The organism is Nonomuraea sp. C10, from assembly GCF_008017515.1.
GTDB lineage: Bacteria > Actinomycetota > Actinomycetes > Streptosporangiales > Streptosporangiaceae > Nonomuraea > Nonomuraea ferruginea.
This window is the reverse complement of sequence record NZ_VPFF01000001.1, coordinates 6,332,538-6,351,872: the sequence shown is the minus strand read 5'-3', so window position 1 is coordinate 6,351,872 and position 19,335 is coordinate 6,332,538. Positions and strand designations below refer to the sequence as shown.

The following is a 19,335-nucleotide window of genomic DNA, read 5'->3' as shown; positions in this document are numbered from 1 at the left end:
GCTCTGTAAAACTACAAGCATGGCGTTTGAAATGGTGGGAGTGGTCGGGCTCGGCACGATGGGTGCCGGGATCGCGGAAGTGTTCGCCCGGGGCGGGCTGCGGGTCATCGGGGTGGAGGCCGACGCCGACGCGCTCGCCCGCGGCCGGGGCCACCTGGAGAGATCGACGCAGCGCGCGGTCGACCGGGGCAAGCTGGCGGCCGGTGACCGCGACGAGGTCCTGGGCCGGATCACGCTCACCACCTCCCGCGAGGACCTGCGCGAGGCGGACCTGGTGGTCGAGGCCATCCCCGAGGTGCTCGGCTACAAGACGGCGCTGATGAACGACCTCGACGGGATCTGCAAGCCGGAGACGGTGCTGGCCACCAACACCTCCTCGCTGTCGGTCACCGCGATCGCCGCCGCCACCGGGCGGCCCGGCCGGGTGGTGGGCCTCCACTTCTTCAACCCGGCGCCGGTCATGCGGCTGGCCGAGGTGGTGCGCACGGTCGTGACCGACGACGACGTGGTGCCGGCGATGCGCGAGCTGGCCGTACGGCTCGGCAAGACGGCGGTGGTCGTCGGCGACCGCGCCGGGTTCGTGGTGAACCGGCTGCTCCTGCCGTACCTCAACCACGCCGCCGTGCTGATGGAGCAGGGCGTGGCCGGGCGCGACGACATCGACGCGGCGATGCGCCACGGCGCGGGGCTGCCGATGGGCCCGTTCCAGCTGCTCGACCTGATCGGGCTCGACACCGCGTACGAGATCATGGGCGTGCTGTTCGACGAGACCCGCGACCGCCGCCACGCGCCCGCGCCGGTGCTGCGCGAGCTGGTCTCGGCGCGGCTGCTGGGGCGCAAGAGCGGGCGCGGCTTCTACGGCGACGAGCCCCGGCCGCACGAGCCCGCCAAGTCCTCGGTGATCACGTTCGACGTCGCCGGGCAGGGCGGCGACGAACTGGCCGAGCGGCTGGGCACCGCCGGGTTCAAGCGGTCGGCGGAGCCCGACGTGCTGCTCCGGATGGCCGACCGGCCGGTGATCGAGCACGCCGTCCAGCTGTCCGACCCGTCGCGGCTGGTCGGTGTCCACGTGGTGGGCGGCCGGGTGGCCGAGGTCGTCTCCACGGTCCTCACCTCCCCGGAGGCGGCCTTCGCGGCCGCCGACCTGATGAAGGTGATCGGGCTGGCCCCGGTGGCCTGCAAGGACCGGGCCGGGTTCGTGGTGGACGCGCTGCTCTACCCGTATCTCAACGACGCCGTGCGGATGTACGAGTCGGGCTACGCCTCGATCGACGAGATCGACTCGGCCATGCGGCTCGGCTGCGGCTACCCCGCCGGGCCGTTCGAGACGCTGGAGTCCGTCGGCCTGGACGTGGTGCGCGACGGGCTGCGGGCGCTGTACGCGGAGTACCGCGAGCCGGCGTTCGCCCCCGCGCCGCTGCTCGACCAGCTCGTCACGGCGGGCGTGCGCACCTTCCCGCGGCCATGAGCCCGCGCCGCGCCCGGCGCAAGGAGCCCGCCCGGCCCCCCGTCTTCCCGCGCAGCTCCGACCGGGTGGAGGAGTGGCCGGACGGTGAGTGGAAAGTACGCTCACTCACCGGCGGGACCTCCACCAAGGACTACCGCTGTCCCGGCTGCGACCAGGAGATCCGGGGCGGCCAGCCGCATCTGGTCACCTGGCCCGACTGGCCGGGCGGCGAGGACGAGCGCCGCCACTGGCATCCGGTGTGCTGGCGCAAGAGACTGGACCGCGGCCCGGGCCGCAGCCGCTACTGACCGACTCGTACCCCGAAGGACGAAGGAGCGACGTGGAAATTCGCGCGGCGACCGTGCTGCCCGCCCGGCGTGAGCCGATCGAGCTGCACACCGGCGACGGCCTGACCCTGGTGGGCGAGCTCGCCCTGCCCGAGGACCGGCCGCCGGCGGCGACCCTGGTGATGCTGCACCCGCTGCCGACCCACGGCGGCTTCATGGACAGCCATGTCTACAAGAAGGCCGCCAACCGCCTGCCCGCGCTGGCCGACCTGGCGGTGCTGCGCTTCAACACCCGCGGCACCTCCTCCGACCGGGGCACCTCCGAGGGCACGTTCGACGGCGGGGAGGACGAGCGGTTCGACGTGGCGGCGGCGCTGGAGTACGCCGAGTTCCACGACCTGCCCCGGGTCTGGGTGGTCGGCTGGTCGTTCGGCAGCGAGCTGGCGCTCAAGTGGGGGCACGACCCGTTGGTCGAAGGCGCCATCCTGCTGTCCCCGCCGCTGCACCGGGCCAACGAGACCGACCTCGACGCCTGGGCGCGGTTCGGCCGGCCGCTGGTCGCGCTGGTGCCCGAGTTCGACGACTACCTGCGCCCCGACGAGGCCAGGCGCCGCTTCGCGCGGGTGCCGCAGGCCGAGGTGGTCGGCGTCGAGGGCGCCAAGCACCTGTGGGTGGGCGAGCCGTACGTGCGCGTCGTGCTGAACGAGATCGTCCGCCGCGTCGTCCCCGACCGGCACCCCCTCCCCACCGAGGTGTGACCGCCATAGAATCTCGTTCGGTCCGTACGGAGGAGGCAACATGGGCGCGTTCGCTCTCGACGGCAAGAAGGCTCTGGTCACCGGGGCGTCCAAGGGCATCGGCAAGGCGATCGCGCTCGCGTACGCCGAGGCGGGCGCCGACGTGGCGCTGACCGCGCGGTCGGCCGACGCGCTGGCCGAGGTGGCCAAGGAGATCCAGGCGCGCGGCCGCGAGGCCGTGGTCATCCCCGCCGACCTGACCGACAGGGACACCGCCGCCGCCGTCGTGCGCGAGGCCGTCGCCGGGCTCGGCCACCTCGACGTGGTGGTCAACAACGCGGGCGGGTCCAACTTCCTGGTCGAGTTCAAGGACCTGCGGCTGGCCGGCTGGGACAAGATCATGCGGCTCAACCTCGACTCCGCCATGGCCGTCTGCCACGCCGCCGCGCCCCACCTGCTCGGCCGCGGCGGCGGGTCCGTGATCAACATCGCCTCCGCGGCCGCGCTCGGCGCGCCCTTCCTGGCCCCGTACGCGGCCGCCAAGGCCGGTCTGGTGGCCCTGACCAAGACGCTGGCCCTGGAATGGGCGTCGGCGGGGGTACGGGTCAACGCGCTGTGCCCCGGCTGGACCGCCACCGACCTCAACCGCAACCTGTGGGACGACGAGAGCGGCGGACAGGCGACGGTGGCGAACGTGCCGATGCGCCGCTGGGCCACGGTGGAGGAGATCGCCCAGCCGGCCGTGTTCCTGGCCAGTGAGGCCTCGTCCTACATGACCGGCCAGATGATGATCGTCGACGGCGGCCTCACCACCGCCTGACGAACCGGACGGACCATTCACCGCATATCGGCACCGGCTGTGGAGTGATTGTCGCGGGGAACCGGGCTACCGTGAGGTCCGTGCAGCTCTACACGAGAACAGCCGGGACCGGGCTCCCGGTCGTACTGCTCCACGCGTTCCCGCTCTCGTCGGCCATGTGGCTGGCCCAGCGGGAGGGGCTGGCCAGGGCGTGCCGGGTGATCACCCCCGACCTGCGCGGCTTCGGCGGATCGCGGCTCGGCGACGACGAGCCGTCACTCGACCTCATGGCCGACGACGTCGCCAGGGTGCTCGACGGGGAAGGCGTCGAGCGGGCGGTCATCGGAGGGTTGTCGATGGGCGGTTACGTGACCATGGCGTTCTGCCGCCGCCACCCCGACCGCGTGCTGGGCGTCATCCTGGCCGCCACCAAGGCGAGCCCCGACGCCGCGCCCGCCCGCGACAACCGCGAGCGCATCGCCCAGGCGGTGCTCGCCGACGGCAGCGGCGTGCTGGTCGAGGAGGTGCTCCCTGGCCTCATCGGGACCACCACCAAGCAGCGCAGGGCCATGGTGTTCGGCCGGGTCAAAGGGCTGGTGCAGTCGGCGCCGCCCAAGGCCGTGGCCTGGGCGCAGCGCGCGATGGCCGCGCGGCCCGACTCCTTCGACACGCTGGCCGCGCTCAAGGTGCCCGCGCTGGTGCTGGTGGGCGACGAGGACGAGCTGGCGCCGCCGGCGGACGCCCGGGCCATGGCCGGAGCGGTGCAGGTCGGCCGGCTGGAGGTCATCTCCAAGGCCGGTCATCTGATCGCCGTCGAGCAGCCCGAGGCGTTCAACGCCGCCGTCGAGCGCTTCCTCAGCTCTGAGCTTGCCGGGGTATCACGATCTCACGAATGATCAGGGCGATCGCGGCGGCCACCGGGATGGCCAGCAGCGCGCCCACGATGCCGAGCAGCGTGCCGCCCACCAGGGCGGCGATCACGGTCACCGCCGGGGTCACGTCGACCGAGCGTTTCATCACCTTCGGATAGATGACGTAGTTCTCGATCTGCTGGTAGATCACGAAGAAGATCGCGCAGGCGATGCCGGCGGGGAGCGAGCCGAGCAGCGCGACGCCGGTCACCACCACGGCCCCGATCGTGGCGCCCACCAGCGGGATCAGGTCGGTCAGGGCCACCACGAGGGAGAGCGCGAGCGCGTACTCCACGCCCAGGATCGACAGGAAGATCCACGTCAGCACGCCGGCGATGAGCGAGATGAGGATGTTGCCGGCGACGTAGCCGCCGATGCCGCCCAGGATCTCCTCGGCGATCGCCCCGGTGCGGTCGCGGCGCGAGGCGGGGACCAGCTTGAGCAGGTAGGCCTTGATCGTGTGCAGCGAGCCGAGGAAGTAGAGCATGAGCACCAGCAGCGTCACCGTGGTGAACAGGCCGTCGATCACCACCAGCCCGGCTCCCACCACGCCGGTGGCCAGCGACGGTCCGAGCGTGCTCGTGACGAACGTGGCCAGCTGCGGCAGGATCTGGTAGTCGGCGTCGAGCTCGCGCAGCGTCGGATGGCTGCTCAGCTCGCGGATGTAGCCGGGCACGGCCGCCACGAAGTCGGCGAGCTCCCGGCTGACCGGCGGCACCACGGCCAGGCCGAACAGCACGAACGCCACGATCACCGCGGCGAACACGGACGTGATCGCCCACCGCCTGGCCAGGCCGCGCCGCTGCAGCGCCTCCACCGCCGGGTTGAGGCCGACGGCGAGGAACATCGCCACCACGATCATGATGATCACGCTCAGCGAGCTGACGACCATCTGCGCGATCGCGATGGCGGTGAGCACGCCGAGCCCGCCGGTCAGCCCGAACAGGAACGGGCCCCGGGCCAGCGGCTTCCCCGGCATCCCGTACGAACCCAGCGAGATCCCCGCGGGGACGTCGCCGGGGATGACGGTGCGCGCGCCCTGCTCCGCGCGCGGGGGACGCGGGGTGGCCTGAGCGTGATCTCCGGACCCGGCCGGCGCGGCCGTCCTGGCCCCGTCCGTGAGGGCGGAGGGCGGGTCCGCGGGAGGCTCCGGGCTCGGGAGGGAGTCCGCTCCGGCGGGCTCGGCTGCTGCGGTCACGGGGTCTCCTGCACGAGGGGGGCGCACAACGAGAGAGAGCCTAGCGACCTTGGTCGCCAGGCTCTCTCCGGTTATGCGATCGATCCCCGTGCAGCCGGCCCGGGACGCCCCTCGTGCCGGCCTACTCCTGCCACCACTCGGCGTCGTCGTCGGACTTGCTCTCGGCCTTGGCGGGAGCCGCCGGGGCGGCCACCGGGGCCGGGCGGTCGTCGACCGACGCGGCGGCGATGGCCGGCTTCGGCGGGGCCGCGGTGACGGCGGGGTCGGGGTCGAGGCCCGGCAGCGCCGCGCCGCCGAGCAGCTGGCGCAGCTGGGCGAGGTGGCTGGTGATGCTGTCGCGCTGGCGGGTCAGCTCGTCGACCTGGCGCTGCATCGAGGTGCGGGTGCGCTCGGCTTCGTTCTTCGCCTCGGTGACGATGGTCTCGGCGCTGCTCTTGGCCTCGGCGACGATCTGCTCGGAGTTCTTGCGCGCGTTGGCGACCAGCTGCTTGGCGTGCAGGTCGGCCTCGCGGCGGGTCTGCTCGGCCTGCTGGGTCGCCTTCGTGGCCCGGGACTCGGCGGTGGCGGCGCGCTGCTCCGCCTCGGCCACCAGCTTCTGCGTCGCGGCCTGGGTGGCGGCGTGGCGCTCGGCCTCCTGGCGCTCCGCCTCCTCGCGCCGGGCGGCGAGCTGGATCTCGAACTCGGCCTCGTCCTGCGCCCGCTTGGCCTCGGACTCCTCCAGCACCCGCTGAGCCTGCGCGCGCATCTCGTCGGCCTGCCGCTTGGCGGTGGTCAGGACCTCGTCGCGCTCGCGCTTGGTCGAGGCGCGCAGCTGGGCGACCTCGCGCTCGGTGGTGGTGCGCAGCTTGGCGATCTCGCGCTCGGCGTCGGCCCGCTTCTCCGCGACCTCGTGGTCGGCGGTGGCGCGGAGCTTGGCCACCTCGCGCTCGGTGGTCGCCGTCAGCTCGTCGGACTCGCGGCGGGCGGTCGAGCGGATCTCCTCGGCGTCGCGCTCGGCGCTGGTGCGCATCTCCTCGCTCTCGCGCGTCGCCTGCGCCCGCTTCTCGGCCGCCTCGGCCTCGGCGGCGGCACGCAGGTCGGCCGCCTCGACCTTGGCCGCGGCCTTGATCTCGTTGGCCTCGGACCTGGCCGCCTGGACGAGCTCCGTGGCCTGTTCTTCCGCCAGGCGGAGCAGCTGTTCGATACGGGCGCCGAGACCGGAGTAGGTGGGCCGCTCCTGCTCCTGCAGCTGGCGCTGGGAGTCGGAGAGCTCGCGCTGCAAGGACGTGGTCTGCTCGCGAGCCTGGCGCAACTCGGCGTCGAGCTGCTTCAGGTGGTCGTGGACCTGATGCCGGTCGTAACCTCGGAGCACCACGTCGAACTCGCGGGCTGGTGCGTCCTCGAAGAAGTTGTTGAGCTGGGCGTCGATGTCGGACTGCATGGAGGCTCGATCCTGGGTTGTCGAGACGGCTACACGGGCCGGACGGGGGGTTCGGGGCATCCGAGCCTGGAGCCCGTGCCTCGGGGCAGGCTCCATGTCCGGTGGAAGGCCAGCGTACTCCGCCGATGCCGAGTACGAAGCCCCGTCCGGGTTTCTGCGTGACTAGTTACTTATGAACGATTTTTGCGTTTGCTAGCCCTTGGCCGCTTGCACCAACTCGGTCAGCATTCCTCCCACGTCCTTGGGGTGCAGAAACGCGATCCGGGAGTCCATGGAACCGTGACGGGGGCGCTCGTCGAGCAGCCGGACGCCCTTGTCGCCGATCTTGGACATCGCCTCCGCGACGTCCGGGACGCCGAACGCCACGTGGTGCACTCCCTCACCCCTCTTGGCGAGGAATTTCCCCACGGGGGAGTCGGGCGAGAGCGGTTCGAGCAGCTGGATGTAGGAGCCGCCGCCGTCGGCGTCGGCGATGCGCAGCATGGCCTCCTTCACCCCCTGCTCCTCGTTGACCTCGCGGGCGACCACCTCCAGCTCGAACAGTTCAGAGAAGAGCGCGATCTTCTCTTCGAGGTCGTTGCACGCGATCCCGATGTGGTCGATGCGCATGAACATGTGGGCCACCTCCATAGCGAACACCCTGCTACCGATAGGTATGGTGTCAAAGAGCTCCCCTCGTGTGCACAGGAGGCCCCGCATGTCTGGTTCCGTCATCGTCGCCGGAGCGCGTACCCCCATCGGAAAACTGCTCGGCTCGCTGTCCGGCCTGAGGGCGGTGGACCTGGGCGCCATCGCGGTCAAGGCCGCGCTGGACCGTGCCGGGGTGGCGCCGGAGGCCGTCGAGTACGTGATCCTGGGCCAGGTGCTGCAGGCCGGGTCGGGTCAGCTCCCCTCCCGCCAGGCGGCGGTCAAGGCCGGCATCCCGATGACGGTCCCGTCCATCACGATCAACAAGGTGTGCCTGTCGGGCCTGGACGCCATCGCCATGGCCGACCAGCTGATCCGCGCGGGCGAGTTCGACATCGTGGTCGCGGGCGGCATGGAGTCGATGACCAACGCCCCGCACCTGCTGCCCGGCATGCGCAAGGGGGTCAAGTACGGAAGCGCCGAGATCCTCGACTCGATGGCCCATGACGGCCTGTTCTGCGCGTTCGACCAGTGCGCGATGGGCGAGTCGACCGAGCGCTACAACGCGCGGCTGGGCATCGGCCGCGAGGAGCAGGACGCCGTGTCGGCCCGCTCCCACCAGCTCGCCGCCGCGGCGGCCAAGAACGGCGCGTTCGAGCCGGAGATCGTGCCGGTGGAGATCCCGCAGCGGCGCGGCGAGCCGCTGGTGGTCAAGGACGACGAGGGCGTGCGCGGCGACACCACCGCCGAGACGCTGGCCAGGCTGCGGCCCGCGTTCGCGGCCGACGGCACCATCACGGCCGGCTCGGCGTCGCAGATCTCCGACGGCGCCTGCGCGGTGGTGGTGATGTCCAAGGCCAAGGCCGAGGAGCTGGGCCTGGAGTGGCTGGCCGAGATCGGCCGCCACGGCAACGTCGCGGGCCCCGACTCCTCCCTGCAGTCGCAGCCGGCCAACGCCATCAAGCACGCCCTGGCCAAGCAGGGGCTGAGCCCGCAGGACCTGGACCTGATCGAGATCAACGAGGCGTTCGCCAGCGTGGTGATCCAGTCGGTCAAGGAGCTGGGCGTGCCGATGGACATCGTGAACGTCAACGGCGGCGGCATCGCGCTCGGCCACCCGATCGGCGCGTCCGGCGCCCGCATCGTGCTCACCCTCGCCCACGAGCTGAAGCGGCGCGGCGGCGGCGTCGGCGCCGCGGCCCTGTGCGGCGGCGGCGGCCAGGGTGACGCGCTGATCATCAGCGTGCCGAAGAACGCGTAACACCCACGCGCCCGCTCCCCGAACCCAGGGGAGCGGGCGCGCCGGTGCGTGTCGCTATGGGGGGAGATGCGCCCGGCCGCGAGGGAGGGTGCGGCCGGGCGTCCTTGGCATGGTCATGACTCGCGCAGCAGGCCGAAGAGGGAGCGGTGACGGCGCTCGGGCTTGCGCGCCCTGGCCGCCGCGCGGGCCAGCCGGCGCTCGGCGGCCTCCTGGCGCAGCTCGCGCGCCCGATGCTGCATGACGGTGTACTCGAACTCGGCGTTCATGAGAGTGCTCCTCGTGGTCGTTTCCCCGCACTCTCAAGATTCGTCCTAAGGCCCGTGGCGGCACATCGGGCGGATGCCTTATCTCCCGGCCTCAGCCGTGGCCGGCCCGCGTCTAAGGGTGCCTAGGGCTCGTCCGCGAACTTGACCGTGACCTTGGTGAAGCCGAGCGACTTCAGCATGCCCTCCAGCATGGTCCGGGTGTTGGCGTCGGCCCGGGCCCGCAGGTCGCTGGAGGCGGCCGCCTCGGCGATCTTGCGTTCGGCGAGCACGTACAGCTCCCGCTGGTCGGCCGGAGAGCCGGACAGGAAGTCCTCCACCCGGTCGAACAGCCCCCGTCGCTGGGCGAAGACGTAGGAGCGCTCGTTGTCCAGGTTGGGCTTCTCCAGCTGGGCGCGGGGGAGGGTGACCGTGACCGCGGTGCGATCCTCCGACACGGTCAGCGCGTCGCCGGCCAGGCCGGCGAAGTCGACGTACGCGTCCACGCCGCCGGCGCCGACGAAGAGGGTGCGGGTGCCCTTGACCGCGTCAGGTAGGAAGTTGGCGTCCTTCTCCAGGTCGACCACGACCTGGAAGGTGCCCGTCGCGGCCTCGAACCTGCTCAGGTCCTTGATCGATTCGAGCAGCACCGGCTGGCTGCGGTCGACGGTCTGCGTGCCCATGGGATTGAGCCAGGACCAGGCCAGCCGCCCGGCCACCACCAGCAGGACCGCCACGACCAGCAGCCCCGCCACATATCGCCACGTGCGGCGCCGGCGAGGAGAGACCGCCGAGGGCGCCGTCTGCGAAGTCGTCATGCCCCCTGACTACCCCCGGATCGATCATCTGTGCCAGCCATGAGGTGACATCTCCGGTCCCCAGTTCGGCGAGGGGTGCCCGCTCGGGTCAGGGTAGACCGGGTAGACCTGCGGGGCGCTCTCCTGGTGCACCTGCGTGGCCACCGGGGTGGCGGCCTGGGGCGGAGTGCCGGCCGGGCCGCCGCCGAAGTGGGTGGCCGACAGCTTGCAGGCCTGGAAGTCGCTGAAGAACATGCGCAGCCACTCGCGGCGCTGGTGCTCGTTGAGGCCGGAGAACCAGGCGGCGGCGTACTCGTGCTCCAGCAGCGGCCCCCCGGGCAGCGGCTCGCCGCGCAGCCAGGCCGTCACGATCTCGCGGTAGCCGTCGGCCGGCCTGCCGGGACACCGGGCGGCCAGGGCCTCGACGTACTCGTGCACGGCCTCCTCGGCGAACCCCGCCGACAGGTCCGGCACGTGGATCGGCGCCAGCCCGTTCGAGGGCTTGAGCGGGTCGTCCAGCGGCCGCTGCTCCACCCGGGTGAACGCGGCGGGCGTCTCGGCCAGGCGGGAGGCGATCTCGGTGAAGGCGGCGCCGAGCTCGGTCAGCCCGCCCCGCATGCCGGGATGGACGCAGACCGTGATGGGCCACTCCTGACAGCTGTAGGCGATGTCCTGGGCGGCCGCGGGACGCGGCTCGCCGAGCACCCGCGCCACGCCCGTGCCGGCCGCCAGCACCGCCAGCAGCGCGAAGGCCAGCACCACGGCCTGCCGGGTGACCAGCGCGGCCCAGCCCAGCAGCAGCGCCCCGGTCACGCCGAGCAGCCAGATGATCTGGTTGACGAAGACGGTGCCGCTCAGCCCCTGGAACAGGTCGTACGGCTCGCCCGTACCGGGTGCGAGGCGGTCGGCCCAGCCGTCGCCGTCGGCGACCCAGCTGAAGAGGGCGTAGCAGCCCAGCCCGGCCAGCGGCGCGGTCGGCGCGTACGGCAGCACCCAGCCGGCCACCCACCCGATCACCGAGTAGAGGGCCAGCCCCGCCATGCCCATGCCCAGGCCCGTCAGGCTGAGCCGGCCCGCCTGCTCGGTGAGCACCGTCTTGACGGCCAGCACCAGCACGGTCGCGGCGAAGGAGCCCAGCACCACCAGCACGATCGCCAGCGGCGCCTTCAGCGCGCGCCAGGTCGTCAGCGGCAGGTCGCGCGAGGCCCGGCGCTTGCGCAGGGCCACCCAGGCGGCGAAGGCGGCGGCGACGGGCCCGGTCAGCCTGAGCGAGCCGATGACCGCCGCCACGATGTTCTCCCACGCGTCCACGCCGGGGATCAGGACGCTCCACGCCGCGACCAGGCCGAGCGCGAGCAATACGGCCACCGTGACGGCCGCGCCCTGCTTCAGCTCCTCGCGTGAAACGCCCCCGTGCTCACGCACGCGTCATCCCAATGAAGTTCATCAAAAGCACCCCCCGTGCCCCGTCGGCGACAGGGGGAGCCGGCAGTCCGGCCGGTCCCCACACGGCTGATGGACTTGGCTCCCCCGTCACCATTCGATGCGAGAACCATAACGGAGCGTGATGAAGGACGCCCGGATTCTTGGCCAAGCGGAGAATGCGATTGCGCTCCGTAAGCAGACGAAACTGGACGAGCAGCGCGCTAACGTATCTGCGTGTCGCAGCCCAAGCCGCTCAACCTGCCGTTCGACCCCATCGACCGTGCCGCGGAGACCTGGCGCGATCACTTCGGGCCCTCGTCCGCCATGGCCGCCGTCACGTCGATCATGAGAGCCCACCAGATCCTGCTCTCCCAGCTCGACTCGCTGCTGAAGCCGTACGACCTGACCTTCGCCCGCTACGAGGCCCTGGTGCTGCTGACCTTCAGCAAGACAGGGGCGCTGCCGCTGTGGAAGATCGGCGAACGGCTGATGGTCCACCCGACGAGCGTCACGAACACCGTCGGCCGGCTGGAGAGGTCCGGGCTGGTGCGCCGCCTGCCCAACCCGCGCGACGGCCGGGGCGTGCTCGCGGAGATCACCGAGGCCGGTCGCGACGTCGTGCGGCGCGCCACGGGCGATCTCATGACCGCCGAGTTCGGCCTGGGCATGTACGCCGAGAGCGAGCTTGGCCGGATGTTCGACCTGCTGCGCACGCTGCGGGTGGCGGCGGGTGACTTCTCGGTCCCCCCGATGGGGCAAGATGAGGAGCATGGCGGACTTCTCTAGGCCCGGATCGCTCTACGGAGCGGTCGATCTGGGCGCACGTAAGCAGGCTCTGGAGGCGCAGGCCCGGCGGGAGACCGGTGGTGCCCAGGCAGCCTCATCGGCCTCGGTCGTCGACGTGACCGAGGAGACGTTCACCACCGACGTCATCGACCGCTCGATGAGCGTGCCCGTCGTGCTCGACCTGTGGTCGCCGCGGGCGCCCGGCAGCGCCCAGCTCAGCCCGGTGCTGGAGAAGGTCGTCGGCGACCTGGGCGGCAGGGCCGTGCTCGCCAAGGTCAACGTCGACGGCAGCCCGCAGATCGCGCAGGCGCTGCGCGTGCAGGCCGTGCCGACCGTCCTGGCGATCTTCCAGGGGCAGGCCGTCACCGGGTTCCAGCAGGTGCTGCCCGAGCCGGAGGTGCGCCGCTGGCTCGACGAGCTGATGGCCGCCGTGGAGCAGTTCTACCAGGCCAACCCGGGGGCCAGGCCGCCCGTCGAGGGGCCGGGCGAGCCGGAGGCGCCGCCCGCCGACCCCGACCTGGTCGCCGCCGAGCAGGCCATCGACCAGGGCGACCTCGACGCCGCCGCGGCCGCCTACGAGCGACTGCTCGCCCGCGTGCCCGGCGACGAGGACGCCAGGATGGGGCTCGCCGGCGTCAGGCTGATCAAGCGCACGTCCGGCGCCGACCCGGACGACGTGCAGCGCCGTCTGCAGGATCCCGCCGACATCGACGCGCACCTGCTGGCCGCCGACCTGGAGATGCTGTCCGGCTCCGTCGACCAGGCGTTCGAGCGGATCATCGCGGTGGTCAAGCGCACCTCGGGCGACGACCGCGACAAGGCCCGCGTCCACCTGCTGGGCCTGTTCGAGACGCTGCCGGCCGAGGACCCGTCCCTGGCGAAAGCCCGGCGAGCGCTGGCGAGCGCCCTGTTCTAACCTGAAGGTGTGCGAGTCGTCACAATTTCGGCGACCTACGGCACCGCCGGCCACCAGGTGGGCCCGGCCGTCGCCGAGCGGCTGGGCGTGCCCTTCGTCGACCGGGCGATCCCCGGCGCCGTCGCCGGAGAGCTGGGCTGCACCCTCGAGGAGGCCCTGACCTACGACGACCGCGCCGAGCACGGCCTCGGCCGCCTGCTGTCGGGGACACTGCGGCTGCCGACCGTGACGTTCGGCGGCGTCGACATGTACGTCCCGGGCCCGCTGCCGCACGCGCCGGAGGAGTTCGTCCGGCGCACCGAGCAGGTGCTCCGCGACACCGCGCGCACCCAGGGCGGCGTCTTCCTGGGCAGGGCGGGGGCGATCGTGCTCGCCGATCTGCCCGGGGCGCTGCACGTACGGCTCGACGCCCCGCTGGAGCGGCGGGTCCGTCAGGCGGCCCGGCTGGGCGCGACGACCGAGCGGGAGGTCCGCAAGGTCATCGAGGACAACGACCGCGCCAGGAACGCCTACGTCCGCCACTTCTACCGCGCGGACCCGTCCGATTGCTGCCTGTATCACCTGGTGATCGACAGCACCGTGCTCCCGGTGCCGGTGTGCGCCGACATGATCGTCATGGCGGCCGAGGCGCTGGCTTGACCCGAACACCCCTAACATGGGAGCACTTCATGGGCAGGCGCGAAGGAGCGATTGACGTGGCGACCGTCCCCAGTGTGTCGTACTCCATCACCGTGCGGCTGGAGGTGCCGGCCGGGGGCAAGGCCGTCAGCCAGCTCACCCACGCCGTAGAGTCGGCGGGGGGCGTCGTGACCGCCCTCGACGTCACCAACGCCGGCCACGAGAAGCTCCGGATCGACGTCACCTGCGCGGCCCGCGACACCGACCACGCCCAGGCCATCGTCGACCAGCTCGAAGCCGTCGAGAGCGTGGTCATCCACAAGGTCTCCGACCGGACCTTCCTCATGCACCTCGGCGGCAAGATCGAGATGCAGTCGAAGGTGCCGCTGCGCAACCGTGACGAGCTGTCCATGGCCTACACGCCGGGCGTGGCGCGGGTGTCCATGGCGATCGCCCGCAACAAGGAGGACGCGCGCCGCCTCACCATCAAGCGCAACACCGTCGCCGTCGTCACCGACGGCTCTGCCGTGCTCGGGCTGGGCAACATCGGGCCGGAGGCGGCGCTGCCGGTGATGGAGGGCAAGGCGGCGCTGTTCAAGCGGTTCGCCGGCATCGACGCCTGGCCCATCTGCCTCGACACCCAGGACGTCGACGAGATCGTCCGGACCGTCCAGCTCCTCGCCCCCGGCTTCGGCGGCATCAACCTCGAAGACATCGGCGCCCCGCGCTGCTTCGAGGTGGAGCGGCGGCTGCGCGAGCTGCTCGACATCCCGGTCTTCCACGACGACCAGCACGGCACCGCCATCTGCGTGCTGGCCGCGCTCACCAACGCCCTGCGCGTGGTCGACAAGAAGCTGGAGGACGTGCGCATCACCATGGCGGGCGCGGGCGCGGCGGGCAACGCGGTGCTGCGGCTGCTGCTGGCGGCGGGCGCGCGCAACGTGATCGTCTGCGACTACCGCGGCGCCGTCTGCCGCACCCGCGACGACCTCGACGACTCGCTGCGCTGGATCGCCGAGCACACCAACGCCGAGGGCTACTCCGGCGACCTGCGCGGCGCGGTCAAGGGCGCCGACGTCTTCGTGGGCGTGTCGGCGCCGGGCATCCTCACCGGTGACGACATCGCCGCCATGGCGCCGGGCGCCGTGGTGTTCGCGCTGGCCAACCCCGAGCCCGAGGTGTCGCCCGACGAGGCCCGCGAGCACTGCGCGGTGGTGGCCACCGGGCGCTCCGACTACCCCAACCAGATCAACAACGTGCTGGCGTTCCCCGGCGTCTTCCGCGGTCTGCTCGACGCGCAGGCCACCGAGGTCACGGAGGAGATGCTCCTGGCCGCGGCCCGCGCCCTCGCCGCCGTGGTGACGACGGAGGAGCTGGGGCCCAACTACATCATCCCGAGCGTCTTCCACCCGGACGTGGCGGGCGCGGTCGCGGCGGCGGTCCGCGAGTCGGCGGGCGGCCGCGCCCGCGGCTTCACCGAGGCCTGACCCCACCATCTCGGGCCGGGCCGCGGATCCTCACGGGTCCGGGCGCGGCCCCTTTCCCGTGCCCGCGAGCGTGTCACGCCCGCGGGCGGCGGCCATCGCTCGCCCTCCCGGGCGGGTCGGTCATGCCCGTCCGGCGGCGCTCTCATCGAGTACGCGCCCATGCCCTGGTGAAGTAGAGCGAAAGGAGAGTCGATGGAATCAGGCTCCCGCTTGGCGGGAACGGTCCGTCCTGGCGGACGCACGGCGAAGGTCCGCGCGGCGGTGCTCCAGGCCACCCAGGACGAGCTTGCCGAACGCGGCTTCCACCGCCTGACCATGGACCAGGTGGCCAGCAGGGCGGGCATCGGCAAGACGACCATCTACCGGCGCTGGGGCACCCGCGTCCGCCTGGTCACCGATCTCATGAGGGAGCTGGCCGAGCGGTCCCTGCCGCCCCCCGGCGCGGGCTCGGTCGAGGACGTGCTCATGGCCAGCGCCAGGTCCGTGCTGGAGTCGCTCACCGACCCGCACCTCGGCGTCACCCTCCAGGCGGTCATCGCGGCCGCCGTCTCCGACGAGGAGGCGGCCGGCGCGCTGCGCGCCTTCTACGACCGGCGCATCGGGGAGTGGGCCCGGTTCGTGGACGCCGCGGTCGAGCGCGGCGAACTGCCGCCGGGCACCGACGGGGCGGAGCTGATCCGCGCCGTCTCGGCGCCCCTCTACTACCGGTTGATGGTCGTCAGGCACCCCCTGGACGAGACGACGGCCGCCCGGTCGGTCGCCCGCGCCCTGATCGCCGCCAGGGCGGGCGCGTTCGTGCCCACCTGAGGCTCAGCGCTCGAAGGGTGAGCCGGAGCGCGGCCAGAGGGACCCGTACCACCACACGACGCCGCCGGTGAGGATCAACCCGCCCGCCGTCGCCAGCTTGGCCATCAGGTCGAGCGGCGGGCCGGTCATCGGCAGCCGGTGACCCCACGGACAGTCGTTGCGCACCCGGGTGGAGTCGATCAGCGTGTCGGCCGCCGACCCGCTCACCGAGTACGCCTCGATCTCCGCGCTGCTGCCCTGGCGTACCTTCACCGTACGGGTGATCGCCTTTCTGGCCGGGATGGAGCCCGACGCCACGGTCGCCGAGTCGGCGCGCAGGTCGAAGCGGGCGAGCTGGCGGGTCTGGTTGCGCAGCGTGACCCGTACCGTGTTCGCGCGGCAGCCGATCCGGTCCACCGACATCGTGAACGGGTCACCGGGGTCGGGGCCCGGCCAGGCGCAGGCCGTCGCCGGCAGGAGGAAGACCACGAAGGCGGGCAGGGCGGCGAGGGCGAGGCGGGCGCGCATGCGATGGCTCCTCCAGGCACGGGCGAACGTGACACATTTTCGTCCCGCATCGTGCCCATATCGCTACGTTGAGTAACATGCGGCGGCTGTAGGCGCGAAGAGCCCCCTTCCTCCTTCATGATGGATGTATGGCGGAAGCGATCTACGTCGGCGGGTTGTTGGTGGCGACGCCGCTTCTCGACGATCCCAACTTCCGGCGTAGCGTCGTGCTCATCCTCGAACACGACCACGACGGCGGCACGCTCGGCGTGGTGCTCAACCGGCCGAGCGAGATCTCGGTGACCCAGGTGCTGCCCGTGTGGGACCCCCTGGTGACCGGGCCGCCGGTGCTCTTCGAGGGCGGGCCGGTGCAGACCGACAGCGCGCTCGCGCTGGCCGCCGTGCCGAGCGGGGAGGAGCCGCTGGGCTGGCGCCGGCTCCACGCCGGCACCGCGGCGGTGTCGCGGCTCGGCACGGTCGACCTGGACGCGCCGCCCGAGATCCTCCAGGGCGAGATCGCGCAGATGCGCATCTTCGCCGGCTACGCGGGCTGGACCACGGGCCAGCTGGAGAGCGAGATCGCGGAGGGCGCGTGGTACGTCGTCGACTCGGAGGCCGGCGACACCTTCCACGCCGATCCCGGCTCGCTCTGGCGACACGTGCTGCGGCGGCAGAAAGGTGAGCTGGCGTTCGTGGCGACCTGCCCGGACGATCCCACGATGAACTGACTAGGCGTCCCAGCCGGGGCGCAGCGAGCGCTCCACGAGCTGGAGCGTCTCCTCCATGCGCCGGACGATCTTCTGGAGGTCGGGCGGGTCCGCCGGGCAGGTGAATCCGATCCGCATGGCGGCCATCACGAACGTCACGACGAGATGGGGGAGCGGGCTCTCGTACGGGTCGACGCCCTGGCGGGCGGCGATGGCCTCGACCAGGCGCCGTTCGGACTCGACGGCCCGGGCGAAGGTGCTGTGGGCCAGGTGGGGGGTGGTGTCGAGAAGGCGCCTCACCTTGAGGAATCGCGCGACGTCGTCCGGCGTTGCGTACTCCATGGTGCGCAGCTGCGCGCGCAGGGCGTGGGTCATGGAGACGAACGGCGGCTCGTCCGCGGGGCGGTCGGCCAGGACCTCCAGCATCGTCTCCTCGACCTGGTCGTGGAGCCACAGGATCAGGTGTTCCTTGCTGGTGAAGTAACGGAAGAAGGTGCGTGGAGAGACCTCGACGGCCTCCGCTATCTGGTCGATCGGCGTCGAGTCGTACCCTTGTTCGAGGAAAAGATCGAGTGCGGCATCCAGAAGGGCGACCCGCGTCTTTTCCTTCTTGCGCTCTCGTAGTCCCATGTCTGTCACTCCCTCGACATCGTGATGTCACATACTGCCACATGTCAGCTTCTGGCGAATAAAACCCGTTTGTCATGTGGCAGCGTCTGCCACTATGGTTCCTGAGGTTTAAGAGACAATTGAGGGGGATTCAATGGCAGATGCGAAGACGGTGGCCGCGCCGTCGTCGCCGCCGGGCAAGACCGGGGCTCGCGGCAATCCTTGGCTGGTGCTCCTGGCGGTGAGCCTAGGCGTCATCATGGTGATGCTCGACGGCACCGTGGTCGGCATCGCGAACCCGGTGATCCAGGCAGACCTGGGCGCGACGCTGGCCGAGCTGCAGTGGGTGACCAGCGGCTACCTGCTGGCCCTGGCCGTGTTCCTGATCACCGCGGGGAAGCTGGGCGACCTTTTCGGGCACAAGCGCGTCTTCCTCATCGGCGTGGGCGGCTTCGCCCTCGTGTCGGTGGGCATCGGCTTCAGCGCCGAGCTGGCCGACGTCGTCCCCGGCGTGTCGCCGGCCGGCATGCTGATCGGCCTGCGCGTGCTGCAGGGCCTGTTCGGCGCGCTGCTGCAGCCCGCCGCGCTGGCACTGCTGCGCGAGGCGTTCCCCGGCGACAGGCTGAAGCAGGCGATGGGCGCGTGGGGTGCGATCATCGGCCTGTCCAGCGCCGCCGGCCCGATCGTGGGCGGCGTGCTGGTGGAGAACGTGAGCTGGGAGTCGGTCTTCTTCATCAACGCCCCGGTGGGCGTCATCGCCCTCATCATGGGCGCGCTGCTCATCGAGAAGAGCCCGATCAAGGTGCTGAACAAGATCGACTGGGGCGGCGTGGTGCTGCTGTCCGGCGCCATGTTCGCGCTCGTCTGGTCGATCATCAAGGCGCCCGAGTGGGGCTGGGGCGACTCGACCACGCTGACCTTCCTCGGCATGTTCGCGGTGCTCACCGCCGCCTTCGTCTTCTGGCAGAGCCGGGCCAAGCAGCCGCTGGTGCCGCTGTCGCTGTTCGCCAACGCGTCGATCTCCATCGGCACCGTGCTGATGATGATGGTCGCCTTCGCGATGTTCGGCGCCATGTTCTTCCTGGGCTTCTTCTTCCAGGGCACCCACGGGCTGACCCCCCTGGAGGCCGGCATCCGGATGCTGCCCATGAGCGCGGGCATGATCGTCGCCTCGCCGCTGGCGGGCATCCTGCTCGGCAAGCTCGGGCCGCGGCTCACCATGGCGGCCGGTCTGCTGGTGACCTCGGGGGCCATGTTCCTGATGTCCCAGCTGACGATGGACGCCACGTTCCTGGAGACCTCGATCCCGTTCGTGGTGCTGGCGTTCGGCATGTCGCCGGTCTTCGTCGGCGCCACCGAGATCATCGTGGGCAACGCCCCCGAAGGGCTCACCGGCGTGGCGGGCGGCCTTCAGCAGTCGGCCATGCAGGTCGGCGGCGCGCTCGGCACCGCCATCCTGGGCGCGGTCATGGCGGGGCAGATCTCCGCCAAGCTGCCCGGCTACCTCGGCCCGGCCGCCCAGTCGATTCCGCCCGACCAGCTCGCGCAGCTGGAGGCGGCGGCCTCGTTCGGCGGGCTCCCGCCGGGCACTCCCGAGCAGATCGCCCAGATCGTGGGCCCGGCCGCGAAGAGCGCCTTCATGGACGGCATGCACCTCGCCTTCCTGGTGAGCACCGGGATCGCGCTGCTGACGGCCGTGCTGGCCCTGTTCGTCAAGGCCGGACGCAAGACGGAGGACGTCCCCGTCCACGTCGGCTGAACCCCTTGG

The 19,335-nt window shown here is 71.6% G+C and carries 21 protein-coding genes; 13 read left to right on the top strand and 8 right to left on the bottom strand.

The annotated features are described in order from the left end of the window. Positions 1-19: 19 nt before the first annotated feature. The 5 genes from FR742_RS29145 to FR742_RS29125 all read left to right on the top strand — a co-directional run bounded on the left by FR742_RS29145 (position 20) and on the right by FR742_RS29125 (position 4,166). Positions 20-1,468, top strand: a complete 1,449-nt coding sequence (locus FR742_RS29145; protein ID WP_148033899.1) for a 3-hydroxyacyl-CoA dehydrogenase family protein — start codon at positions 20-22, stop codon at positions 1,466-1,468. Continuing rightward, a complete protein-coding gene (locus tag FR742_RS29140) occupies positions 1,465-1,755 on the top strand; it encodes an ATP/GTP-binding protein (protein ID WP_148033898.1) in 291 nt (96 codons plus the stop codon). The genes FR742_RS29145 and FR742_RS29140 overlap by 4 nt, the downstream gene beginning before the upstream one ends. Before the next feature lie 32 nt (positions 1,756-1,787). Continuing rightward, complete coding sequence (locus tag FR742_RS29135; RefSeq protein WP_148033897.1) at positions 1,788-2,492, top strand: alpha/beta hydrolase; 705 nt, start codon at positions 1,788-1,790, stop codon at positions 2,490-2,492. 40 nt (positions 2,493-2,532) lie between these two features. Continuing rightward, positions 2,533-3,291 carry an SDR family NAD(P)-dependent oxidoreductase gene (locus FR742_RS29130; RefSeq protein ID WP_148033896.1) on the top strand — a complete coding sequence of 253 codons (759 nt, stop codon included), beginning with the start codon at positions 2,533-2,535 and terminating at the stop codon, positions 3,289-3,291. 80 nt (positions 3,292-3,371) lie between these two features. Further along, positions 3,372-4,166, top strand: coding sequence for an alpha/beta fold hydrolase (locus tag FR742_RS29125; RefSeq protein WP_148033895.1), 795 nt, complete (start codon positions 3,372-3,374; stop codon positions 4,164-4,166). Here FR742_RS29125 and FR742_RS29120 read toward each other — a convergent pair. The 3 genes from FR742_RS29120 to mce form a co-directional block, all read right to left on the bottom strand. Then, a complete protein-coding gene (locus tag FR742_RS29120; protein WP_148033894.1) occupies positions 4,126-5,379 on the bottom strand; it encodes an AI-2E family transporter in 1,254 nt (417 codons plus the stop codon). The genes FR742_RS29125 and FR742_RS29120 overlap by 41 nt on opposite strands. A gap of 121 nt (positions 5,380-5,500) precedes the next feature. Beyond that, the gene (locus FR742_RS29115; protein WP_148033893.1) at positions 5,501-6,799 is read right to left on the bottom strand and encodes a DivIVA domain-containing protein; all 1,299 of its coding nucleotides are present in this window, start codon (positions 6,797-6,799) and stop codon (positions 5,501-5,503) included. A gap of 192 nt (positions 6,800-6,991) precedes the next feature. Then, complete coding sequence (gene mce / locus FR742_RS29110) at positions 6,992-7,414, bottom strand: methylmalonyl-CoA epimerase (RefSeq protein WP_148034891.1); 423 nt, start codon at positions 7,412-7,414, stop codon at positions 6,992-6,994. Between the two features lie 82 nt (positions 7,415-7,496). On the opposite strand from mce, the gene FR742_RS29105 reads away from it, so the two are divergent. After that, positions 7,497-8,687, top strand: coding sequence for an acetyl-CoA C-acetyltransferase (locus tag FR742_RS29105; protein ID WP_148033892.1), 1,191 nt, complete (start codon positions 7,497-7,499; stop codon positions 8,685-8,687). A 113-nt stretch (positions 8,688-8,800) separates the two neighbouring features. Here FR742_RS29105 and FR742_RS44765 read toward each other — a convergent pair whose 3' ends face one another. The 3 genes from FR742_RS44765 to FR742_RS29095 form a co-directional block, all read right to left on the bottom strand. Further along, the gene (locus FR742_RS44765; protein WP_187281349.1) at positions 8,801-8,953 is read right to left on the bottom strand and encodes a hypothetical protein; all 153 of its coding nucleotides are present in this window, start codon (positions 8,951-8,953) and stop codon (positions 8,801-8,803) included. A gap of 122 nt (positions 8,954-9,075) precedes the next feature. Then, positions 9,076-9,747, bottom strand: a complete 672-nt coding sequence (locus tag FR742_RS29100; protein WP_148033891.1) for a DUF4230 domain-containing protein — start codon at positions 9,745-9,747, stop codon at positions 9,076-9,078. Positions 9,748-9,771: 24 nt separating this feature from the next. Next, the gene (locus FR742_RS29095) at positions 9,772-11,151 is read right to left on the bottom strand and encodes a hypothetical protein (protein WP_148033890.1); all 1,380 of its coding nucleotides are present in this window, start codon (positions 11,149-11,151) and stop codon (positions 9,772-9,774) included. 234 nt (positions 11,152-11,385) lie between these two features. Between FR742_RS29095 and FR742_RS29090 the strand changes: the two genes are divergently transcribed. The 5 genes from FR742_RS29090 (at position 11,386) to FR742_RS29070 (ending at position 15,765) form a co-directional block, all read left to right on the top strand. Then, positions 11,386-11,937, top strand: coding sequence for a MarR family winged helix-turn-helix transcriptional regulator (locus tag FR742_RS29090; protein WP_148033889.1), 552 nt, complete (start codon positions 11,386-11,388; stop codon positions 11,935-11,937). Further along, positions 11,921-12,853 carry a tetratricopeptide repeat protein gene (locus FR742_RS29085; protein WP_148033888.1) on the top strand — a complete coding sequence of 311 codons (933 nt, stop codon included), beginning with the start codon at positions 11,921-11,923 and terminating at the stop codon, positions 12,851-12,853. Before FR742_RS29090 ends, FR742_RS29085 begins: the two co-directional genes overlap by 17 nt. Positions 12,854-12,862: 9 nt before the next feature. Then, positions 12,863-13,492 carry an AAA family ATPase gene (locus FR742_RS29080; protein WP_148033887.1) on the top strand — a complete coding sequence of 210 codons (630 nt, stop codon included), beginning with the start codon at positions 12,863-12,865 and terminating at the stop codon, positions 13,490-13,492. 56 nt (positions 13,493-13,548) lie between these two features. Further along, entirely contained in the window at positions 13,549-14,958 is a 1,410-nt protein-coding gene (locus FR742_RS29075; protein WP_148033886.1) for an NAD-dependent malic enzyme, read from the top strand. 192 nt (positions 14,959-15,150) lie between these two features. Then, entirely contained in the window at positions 15,151-15,765 is a 615-nt protein-coding gene (locus FR742_RS29070; RefSeq protein WP_148033885.1) for a TetR/AcrR family transcriptional regulator, read from the top strand. Positions 15,766-15,768: 3 nt separating this feature from the next. Here FR742_RS29070 and FR742_RS29065 read toward each other — a convergent pair whose 3' ends face one another. Beyond that, the gene (locus FR742_RS29065) at positions 15,769-16,272 is read right to left on the bottom strand and encodes a hypothetical protein (protein ID WP_148033884.1); all 504 of its coding nucleotides are present in this window, start codon (positions 16,270-16,272) and stop codon (positions 15,769-15,771) included. 128 nt (positions 16,273-16,400) lie between these two features. On the opposite strand from FR742_RS29065, the gene FR742_RS29060 reads away from it, so the two are divergent. Next, complete coding sequence (locus FR742_RS29060; RefSeq protein WP_148033883.1) at positions 16,401-16,979, top strand: YqgE/AlgH family protein; 579 nt, start codon at positions 16,401-16,403, stop codon at positions 16,977-16,979. On the opposite strand, the gene FR742_RS29055 is transcribed toward FR742_RS29060, so the two are convergent. After that, entirely contained in the window at positions 16,980-17,588 is a 609-nt protein-coding gene (locus FR742_RS29055; RefSeq protein ID WP_148033882.1) for a TetR family transcriptional regulator, read from the bottom strand. A 133-nt stretch (positions 17,589-17,721) separates the two neighbouring features. Here FR742_RS29055 and FR742_RS29050 point away from each other — a divergent pair, with 133 nt between their 5' ends. Further along, on the top strand, positions 17,722-19,326 hold the full coding sequence (locus tag FR742_RS29050; RefSeq protein ID WP_148033881.1) for a DHA2 family efflux MFS transporter permease subunit: 1,605 nt from the start codon (positions 17,722-17,724) through the stop codon (positions 19,324-19,326). The last annotated feature ends 9 nt before the right edge of the window (positions 19,327-19,335 follow it).